General features: G+C 51.8%; 18 protein-coding genes and 1 pseudogene. 8 read left to right on the top strand and 11 right to left on the bottom strand.

Features of this window, described 5'->3' with window-relative positions; genetic code table 11:
- Positions 1–180 precede the first annotated feature (180 nt).
- From R6U67_RS09695 to R6U67_RS09675, 5 genes are all read right to left on the bottom strand, one after another.
- Positions 181–384 carry a hypothetical protein gene (locus tag R6U67_RS09695; RefSeq protein WP_410252346.1) on the bottom strand — a complete coding sequence of 68 codons (204 nt, stop codon included), beginning with the start codon at positions 382–384 and terminating at the stop codon, positions 181–183.
- 66 nt (positions 385–450) lie between these two features.
- On the bottom strand, positions 451–1536 hold the full coding sequence (gene leuB / locus R6U67_RS09690; RefSeq protein ID WP_410252345.1) for a 3-isopropylmalate dehydrogenase: 1086 nt from the start codon (positions 1534–1536) through the stop codon (positions 451–453).
- Positions 1537–1616: 80 nt separating this feature from the next.
- Entirely contained in the window at positions 1617–1799 is a 183-nt protein-coding gene (locus tag R6U67_RS09685; RefSeq protein ID WP_410252344.1) for a hypothetical protein, read from the bottom strand.
- 155 nt (positions 1800–1954) lie between these two features.
- Positions 1955–2116 (bottom strand): hypothetical protein, encoded by a 162-nt coding sequence (locus tag R6U67_RS09680; RefSeq protein WP_410252343.1) that lies wholly within the window; start codon positions 2114–2116, stop codon positions 1955–1957.
- A gap of 348 nt (positions 2117–2464) precedes the next feature.
- Positions 2465–2653, bottom strand: a complete 189-nt coding sequence (locus R6U67_RS09675) for a hypothetical protein (protein ID WP_068789098.1) — start codon at positions 2651–2653, stop codon at positions 2465–2467.
- A gap of 170 nt (positions 2654–2823) precedes the next feature.
- On the opposite strand from R6U67_RS09675, the gene R6U67_RS09670 reads away from it, so the two are divergent.
- Positions 2824–3393, top strand: coding sequence for a DUF2854 domain-containing protein (locus R6U67_RS09670; protein WP_410252342.1), 570 nt, complete (start codon positions 2824–2826; stop codon positions 3391–3393).
- Between the two features lie 6 nt (positions 3394–3399).
- Here R6U67_RS09670 and R6U67_RS09665 read toward each other — a convergent pair whose 3' ends face one another.
- Positions 3400–3660 (bottom strand): chlororespiratory reduction protein 7, encoded by a 261-nt coding sequence (locus R6U67_RS09665; protein ID WP_410252341.1) that lies wholly within the window; start codon positions 3658–3660, stop codon positions 3400–3402.
- A gap of 116 nt (positions 3661–3776) precedes the next feature.
- Between R6U67_RS09665 and R6U67_RS09660 the strand changes: the two genes are divergently transcribed.
- The 3 genes from R6U67_RS09660 (at position 3777) to R6U67_RS09650 (ending at position 5128) form a co-directional block, all read left to right on the top strand.
- Complete coding sequence (locus R6U67_RS09660; RefSeq protein WP_410252340.1) at positions 3777–4076, top strand: hypothetical protein; 300 nt, start codon at positions 3777–3779, stop codon at positions 4074–4076.
- A gap of 86 nt (positions 4077–4162) precedes the next feature.
- Positions 4163–4708 (top strand): EndoU domain-containing protein, encoded by a 546-nt coding sequence (locus R6U67_RS09655; protein ID WP_410252339.1) that lies wholly within the window; start codon positions 4163–4165, stop codon positions 4706–4708.
- A gap of 90 nt (positions 4709–4798) precedes the next feature.
- The gene (locus R6U67_RS09650) at positions 4799–5128 is read left to right on the top strand and encodes a hypothetical protein (RefSeq protein ID WP_410252338.1); all 330 of its coding nucleotides are present in this window, start codon (positions 4799–4801) and stop codon (positions 5126–5128) included.
- Between the two features lie 389 nt (positions 5129–5517).
- Here R6U67_RS09650 and R6U67_RS09645 read toward each other — a convergent pair whose 3' ends face one another.
- Positions 5518–5880, bottom strand: coding sequence for a hypothetical protein (locus tag R6U67_RS09645; protein ID WP_410252337.1), 363 nt, complete (start codon positions 5878–5880; stop codon positions 5518–5520).
- A 143-nt stretch (positions 5881–6023) separates the two neighbouring features.
- Positions 6024–7397 (bottom strand): DNA phosphorothioation system restriction enzyme, encoded by a 1374-nt coding sequence (locus tag R6U67_RS09640; protein WP_410252336.1) that lies wholly within the window; start codon positions 7395–7397, stop codon positions 6024–6026.
- A gap of 211 nt (positions 7398–7608) precedes the next feature.
- On the opposite strand from R6U67_RS09640, the gene R6U67_RS09635 reads away from it, so the two are divergent.
- Both R6U67_RS09635 and R6U67_RS09630 read left to right on the top strand, forming a co-directional pair.
- Positions 7609–8100 carry a DUF2059 domain-containing protein gene (locus R6U67_RS09635; protein ID WP_410252335.1) on the top strand — a complete coding sequence of 164 codons (492 nt, stop codon included), beginning with the start codon at positions 7609–7611 and terminating at the stop codon, positions 8098–8100.
- Positions 8101–8123: 23 nt separating this feature from the next.
- Complete coding sequence (locus R6U67_RS09630) at positions 8124–8819, top strand: SDR family oxidoreductase (RefSeq protein WP_410252334.1); 696 nt, start codon at positions 8124–8126, stop codon at positions 8817–8819.
- 10 nt (positions 8820–8829) lie between these two features.
- On the opposite strand, the gene R6U67_RS09625 is transcribed toward R6U67_RS09630, so the two are convergent.
- Both R6U67_RS09625 and R6U67_RS09620 read right to left on the bottom strand, forming a co-directional pair.
- Positions 8830–9456, bottom strand: a complete 627-nt coding sequence (locus R6U67_RS09625) for a DedA family protein (protein ID WP_410252333.1) — start codon at positions 9454–9456, stop codon at positions 8830–8832.
- Between the two features lie 165 nt (positions 9457–9621).
- On the bottom strand, positions 9622–10179 hold the full coding sequence (locus tag R6U67_RS09620; RefSeq protein WP_410252332.1) for an Npun_F5560 family protein: 558 nt from the start codon (positions 10177–10179) through the stop codon (positions 9622–9624).
- Between the two features lie 186 nt (positions 10180–10365).
- Between R6U67_RS09620 and tmk the strand changes: the two genes are divergently transcribed.
- The gene (gene tmk, locus R6U67_RS09615; RefSeq protein WP_410252331.1) at positions 10366–11043 is read left to right on the top strand and encodes a dTMP kinase; all 678 of its coding nucleotides are present in this window, start codon (positions 10366–10368) and stop codon (positions 11041–11043) included.
- An 85-nt stretch (positions 11044–11128) separates the two neighbouring features.
- Entirely contained in the window at positions 11129–11785 is a 657-nt protein-coding gene (locus R6U67_RS09610; RefSeq protein ID WP_410252330.1) for a pentapeptide repeat-containing protein, read from the top strand.
- Positions 11786–11923: 138 nt separating this feature from the next.
- On the opposite strand, the pseudogene R6U67_RS09605 reads toward R6U67_RS09610, so the two are convergent.
- Positions 11924–12006: pseudogene (locus R6U67_RS09605) on the bottom strand (mannose-6-phosphate isomerase); the annotation flags it as partial.

Here is a 12006-nt window from a genome sequence, read left to right as displayed (position 1 = left end):
ATCTCGGACGTTGAAAAGCAGCATTTAGACCGATATTGCCAACTCACGGAGCGCAATCAAACCGACGTTTTGCGTCAATACATTAGAAGTCTAGGCATTGATGGGGCATTGAACCCCATCAACGCCCCCGCTATTCCTCCCGACACTGACCCTTCGGGTACAGTGCGGGGCTCCTAGCGGTTAAGCTGAACCGGATTCAACGAAGAAAACTTCACTCATATTGTCATGGCAATGGCCCGGGGCGACTTGTCCTGGGGCAAATCGGGCTTGGGAAAAGTTGGTTAAATGGGGTAAGTCCCCTTTGCGCAACATCACTTGTTTGCGAATGTTGGGATTATGGGACACGCCTTCTGGGGGGATGCTGTTGAGAGAACAGTGTTTCATGAGGAGGGTGAGTCGGTTAGAAGCCGGGTTTCTGCGAGAAACTCGGCTTCAGATATGGGCCTGGGGCTAGTTTTCTAAGGCGGCCAGGAGAACATCGGACATTTCCTTGCAGCCGACGAGTTTCATGCCTTCAGACATGATATCTCCGGTGCGATAGTTCTGATCTAACACGCTCATGACGGCCTGTTCGAGGCGATCGCTCGCTTCGGGTTGATTGAGATCGTAGCGCAACATCATGGCGGCACTCAACACTTGAGCCAAGGGATTGGCTTTGTCTTGGCCGGCAATATCGGGGGCCGAACCATGGACGGGTTCATAGACACCAGGGCCATCTGCCCCGAGGCTGGCGGAGGGTAACATCCCAATACTTCCCGTTAACATGGCGGCCGCGTCGGAGAGGATGTCGCCAAAGAGGTTGCCGGTAACGATGGTGTCAAACTGTTTGGGGGCGCGTACTAACTGCATGGCGGCGTTGTCGACGTAGAGGTGGGAGAGTTCCACGTCGGGATAGTCGGCGGCTAGGGCCGTGATGCGATCGCGCCAGAGTTGCGAGACTTCCAAAACATTGGCTTTATCGACGGAACAGAGTTTTCCGCCCCGTTTTTGGGCGGTTTCAAAGGCGACTTTACCGATGCGATCGATTTCTGAAGCGGTATAGGCCATGGTGTTCACCCCTCGCTGTTCGCCGCTTTCGGTTTCAAACACCCCTTTGGGTTGGCCGAAATAGACACCACCCGTCAGTTCACGAACGACCATAATATCGACTCCTTCGACCACCTCTCGTTTGAGGCTGGAGGCATCGATGAGTTGCGGTAGGATGGTGGCCGGACGCAGGTTGGCAAACAAGCCTAACCCCGCCCGTAGCCCCAGGAGTCCGGTTTCGGGGCGTTGGTGGCGGGGGAGGTTGTCCCATTTGTACCCACCGATGGCTGCCAGCATGACGGAATCGCTGTTGCGGCAGAGTTCGAGGGTTTCGTCGGGAAGAGGCGTTCCGGTGGCATCGATGGCAGAACCGCCAATGAGGGCTTCTTGAAAGCTAAAGTCTAAGTCGAATTGTTTGCCGATGACGGTTAAGGCCTCGACGGCAACGGTGATGATTTCGGGACCAATGCCGTCGCCGGGTAACAGAGTGATGCGATACTGCTGAGCCATAGGGAGTTGGGTTGAGTGCTTTGATAAGGTAGATCATCTTGGAGTCAATATCTTATCAAAGCCCTTGGCGGCTGCGATCGCTAGGGGTTCGTTTTCGGCAGGGGCCAACCGTTGGGCTGTGGACGCGGTGCTGATCCGTTGGCTTGTTCGAGTTGGGGATGTAGCAGCAGATTCCAAAAAATTTCATTGACAAAATAGCCAGTTTGTGGTTTTTTATCGTTTTGCGGCTGTGCAAAGATGGGTAAGACTTTTTTCTGATACATGGTGTGACCTTCAATAGAGGTTGATAGAGGTGGACGGTAGGAGAATAAGATCTAGATGGGAATTTCAGGGAGTTTGCTCCCAATTACGGAAATGACACACAATTGTTAATGTTTAGGGGGTTTGAGACTCGGGACAGTGAAATCGGGTTTTGCTGTTAAACGGGAAAGATTTGCCAGGTTTCTAAGGTGGACGGAGTGAGTGGATGGTTCGTTTGCGTCTCGAACAGATGTGTCTCGAACGGAGTTGGGTTGGAGGGAATCGTGAGTTGAGACGGCTGGCTAATGATGTTCGTAAAGACTTGTGCGAGGGTTTCCATGGTAGTTGCAGTTAAGATGATAAGGGGCGTTCAAATCAAGCTTGTGATGGCTCTTTCAATGACTTCAGTAAAGGGCATTTTGACAGTTGGCGGGGGCTTAATCTCGACGCTATCTCAACTGTCACCCGTTGCGATCGCCTTCAACTGCCAAAACGGGTCAAGTTTTATAGGACAATCCTAGAACTGGCTCTCTAGCCGGGAACAATGCGCCCCCAATTATGACCGGGGAAGCCTCCCATAACGCAAGGGGGGAGCCGGTTAAGACTCCCCCCTCGGGGTTCAAAATATTAACGGTGTATCCTGAAGTTCTATCCTGAAGTGGTTGACTGAGGAAAAATCGGGATAGCTTTACGTGTTGGGGGGTTCAGCGTCGGGGAAGGTTCGCTTAAACTCCTCGATGAGATCGTCCATTTCTTCGAGAGCCTGGTTGACGTCAATGCGAAGCGTTCCCAAGTCAGGGCGTTCGAGGAGATCTAAGAGAACCCCACGCTTGCTTTCAATTTGCTCAATCTGGGAGCGGATTGTGGTTGTATCCATTCTGAAGCGTACCTTTGGCGATGAGTTTGCGTTGATATTGTAGCAAGGACAACGGAATCTCGACGGCTCCGTCTGTCAGGGCTTGTTGGGAATTGGCGCAGGAGTTGAAACGAAGGACGGTTTTCAGGGACAATCTCAAGGCACTCTCGTCGAGATCGGTTTTCATCATTATGCCTGTTTTACCTGCTTTTTTGCGTCAAACCTCCCTGGCGGCGATCGCCCTGGTGGTGGGGTTGAGTTTAACGATTGTCGGCTTTGGGGCCTATTTTTCAGGGAATGCAACGCTGAACTTAGCGGGGTTTTTCTACGGAATCCCGGTTTTGTTGATTGGCTTGGCCCTGAAGTCGGCGGAGTTGAAGCCGGCCCCGTTCACGCAACCCACGTCGCCGGAGGTGTTAGCACTGCGAGAGGCCCAAGCGACGGATACTCAAAACCAAGTTCGCATTGATGTGAACCGCTATCGTTACGCTGAACGAGCGCATCTGTTGGAAGCCTTGGAATTTCTCAAACTGAGTCCCAATGATAAGGCCCGTCCGATTTTGGATGGGATTCGTGAGGAAGCCGTAGAGGGGGCCTATGCGTTGATTTTGGAGTTTGACTCGCCGCTGATGCCTTTAGAGCGTTGGCAGGAGAAACGGGAGGAGATGGAGACGTTTTTCGGCCCTGGGGTGCAGGTGCAAATCCAGGAACCGGAGGAGGGGTTTATTGATGTGGCGATTATTGCTCAGCCGAAGGGCTAAGCGGCCTTATTTTTCGAGCCGGATGGCGTACCATTGCAGAAACTCCCCGGCCCCCATGTCGAGATCGCAGGCGTTTTCGATGAGGTAGCGGGTGCGATCGCCCAAGTTGTCGAGTTTTTGCAAGTCTCGGGGGAGATCCTCGGGGGAACGCTGTTCGAGAATCCCCTGAAGTTTCTCGAACAGTTCCTCGGCGGTGAGGATTTCCTCGGCTTGGTTGGTTTCGAGGACAACGAAGTGATCTTCGGAGTAGAGAGAAGCGTGACCCATAGTAATCTAAGCGAGGGGAACATGATGATATTCTCTCACTCTACCCCTTGGCTGGGGCAACCTTCTCTATGATGTTGGTGGATAATGATGTTGATGGATAGTCTGGATTAGGATTGATGCGAGTTACGGTGCTTGAAGAGGGCGTTCTCTATGTACATCGGGAGGATGTGCCACCTTTTAAGAAGGGAGGCGCGGTGACTCGGAATACGTATTTTTGGGCCTTGAAGTCCATCGCCGATCGCGCTCCTCGGGGTAAGGATTGGGAGTTCGAGCGCTCGGTTTGGATTGCGTTATGTCGGATGTTACTGTCGTTTTCTGAAAGTGGCTATTTGGGGTTTCGGGAGACGGTGTTAGAGTTTCCCCTGGGGACTCGTATTCCCGATGAGTTGCGGGCCTGTTCGACCTTTGAGGGGTGATGGCTCGATGACAGGAGGGATTGAGGTGAGGTTGGGTATAATTGGATTGCCAGATTTTTCCGAGACTGCAATGACGGCTATCACTTATGAAAACTATTCTTAAACTCCTGGCGATCGCGTTCTTGGTGTTCGGGGCGATCGTTGTTTTTACAAACCCTAGCCCAACTCAGATCAGTTGTTCTAATCTGAATCACTGGTCAAGAACCAATCCTCCGGTTAATCAGCCACATATTTTCTGTGGGGAATGGAGTCAGAACCGGCCCAAAGGGTTTCATTCTCGTCCGGGTGGAGTTAACCCCCCGACGGTGGGAACCTTCCGAATTACTCAGTCAGCCAATAGCCAAGGAATTTACGGCGGAACCTGGAATTATTATGGACGTTCTAGCCCCACTAAGTTCTCCACCATGTTTCCAGATCGCTGTACTCAAACTCAGGTTTTAAACTCAATTATCTATGCAGCCACTCATCAACGACGTTGTCCCGCTAATGCACCCAGTTGGGCTTGGTGTGGTCCAAACGCCCCAACCGCCAACGCCAGCAACTATTGTCAGGGAAATGATAATCGTTTATTTACGATAGCTGGGGCTTCTTTCAGCGATGGTAAAATAAACACAGCCTTTCCGTTGAGATAACCTAATTTTTAGTGAGATAACCTAATTTTTAGGGCTACGGTTACGGTTTAGAAACTCCCGACTAGAAACTCCCTACTACGGTGAAAACTGATGTCTGATAATGCGTTTACCTGGCCGGGACAACGACAAGATGATCCTTGTCATTGTCGCCTTGCCGAATTTTTGGTCATGGATGTTCAGCAAAGTCCTGAGTGGACAAAAGATTTGCTCGATAAAACGGCTTTAGTTCAATCGGGTTCTCTTGACAAATGGGAGAGAATTGGTAATGCGTTTTGTCTTTCGCTTTCCTCTGAGGGCGCTGAAATTGAGGATTTAGTGGATGAAAATAGTTCGCCCAAAAGGATTACGTTGGATGAGTTTTATCAAGTGGTTCGGATGTGGTTGCAGTATATCGAACTATCCAATGAATCCTCACCATAAGGGCGGTTCATCAGGAATACCAGTCAATGGTTAGGGTGACAGGCGCTTCACTCCTATAGTTTGGTATTTATTGGTATTTATTGGTATTTATTGGTGTTCAATGTAAGACGTTATCCCACTTTTCGAAAGGCTTGCTATACATCTTACACCTACATCTTACACCGAAGAGGGCGAACGGCCATTCCCTCCCAGGGGGAGATTTTTCGCCCCGACTTATTCAGGAATTATTGGGTCTTCTGGATCTACGGTGGGATTTGTTACAGAATATACAAAATTGTAGGGGAACCCACCCCTAGCCCCTCCCAGGAGGGGAAAATTTTTCGCCCCTACAGTAACGGGTGTAATCTGCCATAAATTTTCCTTATAACCCTAACCCCAGAAGACCCGACTTATTCAGGAATTACGGTATAGATCACTTTCAAAATATCGTTCTTGACACCATAGGTTCTCCGGGTATTGAGGCGGCGCATTTCGATTTTAAGCACTCGCCGCATAATTTCTTGAACGACCTCAGTGGCGCTGGTGAAGGGTTCCCAGACATCATTAAAGTTTTGGCGATCGCCATACTGGGCGCTCCCTTCCGAGAGAATTGAGGAAACTCCCAAGACGGGAACATCCCATTCAGCGATGGGTGCGTCATCCCAATTCTCATCCAAGTTCTCGTTAAAGTTGTCGTCAAACAGGGTGGGTTCTGAGTCGAAGGATTCAGAATTGATGTTTGCTTCAGGAGATGTGAAATAATCAGAAGCCATAGGGCGGTTTAGGATGAATTGTTGATGAATTGTTAGGGATTTAGGGTTGAGTATTTTGGGGGATTTGTCTAGTATTTTTAAATAATCTTAACACCTGTTCCCAGAGAAGGGGAATTAGCGGTCTAAGATGTTGCCTGAAACGGCTAATCGCCATCCACTAAACCAAACTTGTCTTGCAATCCTCGCAGTTGCTGTTGTGCTTCTTCGGCGTTATCGGCCAGTTCTGCAAATTCAAGAAAGCGTTTGAGTTCTTTTTTTAATAAGTTGCGTTCGACTTCCCAGGTATCGCGATCGAGGTCTGGGGGTAAAACGATGGTATCAAATAAGGTAGCATGGTCTTTACTGGGATGGGGGCGCAGGATACGGCCGCGACGTTGGACGAATTGGCGGGGGTTGCTGCTGCTGGCGAGAATGGCGGCGGTGCGGATGGCGGGAATATCAACGCCTTCGTCGAGACAGCGGATGGCGACTAATCCTTGCAGTTCTCCGGCTTCAAATTGTTGGCGGAGTTGTTCCCGTTGACTGATGGAGGTTTCAGCGGTGTAGGTGTTGATGCGGAAACCGAGTTCTCGCCCCAGCAGGCGCACCACAGCATCGATTTGCGGGGTATTGGTTTCGCTGTCGCAGCCGTCGCTACAGTAAAACAGGGTGTGACTGGTGTGCAGGCGCGATCGCATCATCCAGCGTAGAATATCCAGTTTACGGCTGGCGGTTCCAATGAGGCGCGATCGCTTCACCAGTAAAGCCGTGAGTTCGTCAGGATCGCGGTTGTCGTTACCTAAGGCCCAACCGATACGATGGGTGAGTTTAGCATATTGTTCGCTTTCCCAGGAGGTGAGGGGAACGAACAGGGGATAGTATTGATAGCGCACCAAGGCCCCGGCTTTGATGGCATCGCCGAGGCTGAGTGCGGGTTGTAAGACGTCGCCGAAATAGCCGAGAATGGCGTCGGTTCCTTCGTCGTCGAAGTGACGTTCTGGGGTGGCGGATAATCCCAGCCGTAGGCCGACATGACGGGGGAGGGCGGTTTCGAGGCGGGGTGCGCCGAGGTTGTGGACTTCATCGCCAATGATGAGGGTTTTGGCGGGGAGGTATTTGAGTTGCCATTGGAAGCGATCGCGCATCAAGGTGGCGTTGGTGGTGATAATCGTTAGAAAGGGCAACCTCTGCGATCGCACGGCCGTGAGGCGGCGAGTTAATGGCCCCTGCCAATGATGGACGCTTTCAAAGGCCAGAATCGGATCTAAGTCGAAGCGGCGACATTCGCGATCCCATTGCGTCACGAGATGGCGGTAGGGACAGATAATCAGCAGAACCTGTAAACCAATGGCTTGATGCAGTCGGCTGGCGATGGCCAAGGCGGTGATGGTTTTCCCGCTTCCGGTGGCCATCTTTAGGGTTCCCCGGCCACTGGCGGCGAACCAGTTGGCGATCGCCTGTTCCTGATAGGGGCGTAAGGTTAAGTCTGAAGGTAATCGGGGTCGTCCGCTCGGGAGTGCATGGGCTAAGTCCAACACAATCGGCTCAGTTAAGGAGGAGTTGCCGCTATTTTAGCGGAGTTTAGGCCCGAGACTCAGGATCGGCTGGGGGTCACGATTTCGGCATATGGTTGAAATTACCTGGGGAAACTCGTTAGGTTGAAATTAGTGGGTTTGATCGTCAGATTGAGTTCTCGGAGATTGGAGTTCTCAGAAACGATCAATCCCAGGTTGTATCTAGGAGGAAACCATGAAACGCACTTTTATGTCATTGGCGATCGCCACCATCATCACCCCCCTCACCGTAGGAATTGCTCCTTCGCTGACCTCTCCCGTTCGCGCTGCGACACCGACGGAGGAGATAGGGCCGGATTTCTCGGAAGACCCTGACATTTCTCCCGAGAAGGAAGCGCTGATTCAGGAGGTGATTGAGGCCAGCAATGAGGCCGAAGGCATCCTAACCTCTGTCAGACCAGCATTAGAACAGGATCCTCAGGTTCCACAAGAGGCGGTGGATGAGTACCTACGACGATTAGAGGCCGATTATGTGGACTTGGTGACTCCCGTTTACGCGGAACATTACAATATGGAACAATTGCAAGCCATGTTGGCGTTCTATCAGTCGGATGTGGGCCAAGAGATCACTGCACGGTCTGAAGAGTTTAACCAAGACACCTTCGAACGAGTCAGGAGTTGGGGCGAGATGAATATGCGCGAGATTATGGAGGATATGGGATATTAAACCGTTTGCATCCGACGAATGCCATGACTTCTAATTCTGCTAAAACCATTGTCCTGACTGGCGTTAGTCGCGGACTCGGACAAGCGATGTTGGAGGGCTTCATCGCCCAGGGCCATCGCTTGTTCGGCTGTGCGACGGATGAGGGGGCGATCGCCCAACTCCAGAAAACCTACGGAGATCCCCATCAGTTCGCCGTCGTGGACTTAGCCGACGATCATCAAGTCCAACATTGGAGTGGGCAGGTTCTGCAAGAGATTCCCGCTCCCGATATTCTGATTAATAATGCCGGAGTCATCAACGAACCGGCCCCAGTTTGGCAGATTTCTGCCTCTGAGTTCGATCGCGTTATTGATGTCAACCTCAAAGGCGTGGCCAACGTTTTGCGCCATTTTGTCCCAGCGATGATTGACTCACAAGGGGGAATGATTGTCAACTTCAGTTCTACCTGGGGGCGCAGTACTTCCCCGGAAGTGGCGCCCTATTGTGCGACGAAATGGGCCATTGAGGGGTTGACGCGATCGCTGTCTCAAGAACTCCCCAGTCATCTGGCCGCCGTCGCCTTAAATCCCGGTGTTATCAATACGGATATGCTACAGACTTGTTTCGGCAGCAGTGCCAAAAACTATACAACACCCCAAGTTTGGGTTCGTGCAGCAGTTCCCTTCATCCTCAACCTGTCTGGCCAAGATAACGGTAAAGCCGTTACGGTTCCTGCCTAACTCTAGGATCTCATTTTTCCTCAACGTTCAAGGGATTGCGGAGTTCTAAGAGTCGGGGGATGGCGATCGCCAAGATCAATAACACCAACGCACCAATACTAAAGCTGGCGACTCCTGAGACCAACTTCTCTAAAGGAACCAACCGCCCCACGAAAAAGGATAAGCTAACCATCACCGAGGCCCAAACCCCAGCACCGGCTGCATTACAGATAAAAAACTTACCGTAGGGCATATCGGAAATCCCCGCCAGGGGACCGGCAAAAATCCGTAGCAGAGCCACAAAACGCCCCAAAAACACGGCTTTAGCCGCATTTCTACCAAATTGGTCTCGCAGCCGCTCAAGTTGCTCTTGAGAGATGCGTAGCAGTTTTCCCACCCGTAACAGCAAGGGAAAGCCGCCCCAGCGACCAATCCAATAGCCAAAGTTGTCGCCGAGAATTGCCCCTCCCGTCGCACAGAGGAGAACAATCCAATAATCAAGTTCTCCCTCTCCGGCTAAGAAACCTCCCACTAGGGTTAAGGTTTCTCCGGGGAGGGGAATCCCGGCATTTTCTAGGGATATTCCAAAAAAAACCGCCCAGTATCCGTACTGACGGGCGATTTCTTCGACCGTTTCTAACGAGATGAACTCAGACATTCAATGCCTCGATTGATTCAGAATCTTCTTATTTCTTAACACTTTTACGTTAGAAACTGCAATGAACGCCATCGAGTGCAACCTCCAGCAGCTCAAGCGGGGGAGCCTGACCCCACAACGAGGGACTAGCGGCCCCAACTGATGTGAGGATATTAGTTCGCTGCGTTAAGCACTGCCAAAGGAGGGTAAGGAGGCCTGTTGTTGAGACTCCTCAAAGTTGGGTAAATCCAAGTTCCCAGATTGGCGACGGCTGCGTTGGGCGAGACGATAGCTGACACTTTGCAGTTCTGAATGAAGCTGACGATTTTCTCGCTGCAACATCTCAACTCGCTCCTGGACGGGTTTGAGCCGTTCGGCAAACTTCTGTTTATAGATTTCGGGGAGTTCTTGGACAACTTGCTCCAACATTCTAGCGCGGTCGTTGAGTTCCTGCACCGTTTGTCGCTGTTGGACCAGTTCGCGATCGCGTTCAGCAATCTGTTGCTGATAAAATTCAACCTGTTGCTCGACTTCAGCGAGTTGACCATGAAGGAGTTGCAGTTGCTCATTCTGGCCCTGAGTCGTTGCGGCTGGGGTGGTTTCCTGTCCACTGCCCTTGACGAGCCGGAATAGTTCCTGAGACAGTTGCTGCACCAGTTGATCTCGCATCTTCACCTCTTCTTGTAGGTGCGCCACTTCAGCCCGAAGTTCTTGCGGGTTGAGAGATTCTGTCAGGTTTACCAAAATGACCTCCTCGGCAGGCTAACGGTTCGGTTGAGATAACTCAACGGGGTTTGAGTTTGCTTTTCTAATTATGCACGATACTTTAGCATCTGTTCCGGCCAATACCGCCCCTTCGTGAACGTTTTGTTGCAAAGTCTGAGACAATTTGGCTGATTAGGATAATGCTCAGATTGAGTTCGGGAGATCATGGCAGGCCAGTTAATTGTCTTTGAGGGAATCGAAGGAGCGGGCAAAACCACGCAATTACAGCGGGCCGCGACTTGGTTGCGATCGCAGCTCACGGTTCCGGTTCTCACCAGCCGAGAACCAGGGGGAACCCTCCTGGGGCAACAGTTACGGAGTCTATTGCTCGATGTTCGCCAACAGGATGAGCAGGACGAGATTGCCCCTCGCTCCGAGTTACTGCTCTATGCGGCTGATCGCGCCCAGCACGTCGAACAATATCTTAAGCCTAACTTAGCTCAAGGGGCGATTATTCTGTGCGATCGCTATACCGACTCCACCCTTGCCTATCAAGGCTACGGACGACAACTGGACGTAGAGTTAATCCAACAACTCAATGCGATCGCCACAGGAGGCCTAACCGCCAATTTAACCTTCTGGTTAGATCTCGACCCCGAGATTGGCCTACAACGAATCACAGAGCGAGGAGCGCCCAATCGCCTCGAACGAGAAGCCCTCGACTTTCACCAGCGCGTCCGCGCCGGATACATGGCCCTAGCTCAAGACCATCCCCAACGGATTATACGTCTCGATGCGATCGCCGCCGCTGACGACCTTGAACGAGAGATCCGCACCATTCTACAAACCCGGTTATCCGAGAAGTTGTGCGAGAGTTTCTCAAAGAAATTGTCAAACAATTGAGATCAGCCCTTATCATAATTGGGGGAGCCTCCGGCCAAAACCCGAAGCGTTCCGTCAACGATGATACAGAAACGGACTGGAGATTGTGGCAAACGCGATACATCTGGCGCTAGTAGAAAATGGAGCCGCCCGATGGACGAATGCAAAAAATGGTCAGGGGGCGATCGCATTAGACCTAACGAACGCCCATCTCATTGCTGCGGACTTCCGAGACTTCAACCTGGCTCACTGTAACCTACGAGGCGCAACCCTAACCGGGGCCAACTTCCGAGGTGCAAGACTTGACGATGCAGACTTAAGCGGCGCCAACCTCAACGGGGCCAACCTGCACCACGCATCCCTCCGTCACGCCAACCTCAACGGCGCTCAACTGCGTCGCGCCAGCCTCTGTGACGCGAATCTACATGGCGCCCATCTCAACCAAGCGGACTTATCCGAAGCCACTCTACATGACGCCGAATTGATCGAGGCCCATCTCTACCAGGCCAATCTCTCCCATAGCGATCTCTCGGGAGTGCATTTCAACGGCGCCTATCTCGTCGAGGCCAACCTACAACACGCCAATCTAACTCGCACCGACTTGCGTCTAGCTCGATTACAGAATGCCAATTTTAGCGCCAGCAACCTGACTCAAGCCGTCTTGCGCTACGCCCAAATTCAGGGAGCGAGGTTCGACGACGCTCAACTGCGTCACATCGATGATTGGGGTTGCCTTGGGGCGTCTAACTCCCTTAGCCACTAACCTCATCCCCCCATCACGCAACAAGGGGCGTAGCCCATCGGCCACACCCCAAAGGTGATCTGTTCCCTGTTCCCTGTTCCCTGTTCCCTCTCTAACAGAGAGTCTGCACCTCACCCATATGGGAATTGCGATAAGAGACTACTCGCTACGGGCGTAATCATCTTGAAAACGGATAATATCGTCTTCCCCGAGATATTCACCGTTCTGCACCTCAATGAGAA

The sequence above is a fragment of the Sodalinema sp. genome, assembly GCF_046483825.1.
Classification (GTDB): Bacteria; Cyanobacteriota; Cyanobacteriia; order Cyanobacteriales; family Geitlerinemataceae; genus Sodalinema.
The sequence above is the reverse complement of the archived record's forward strand: the minus strand, read 5'-3'. Positions and strand labels throughout refer to the sequence as shown.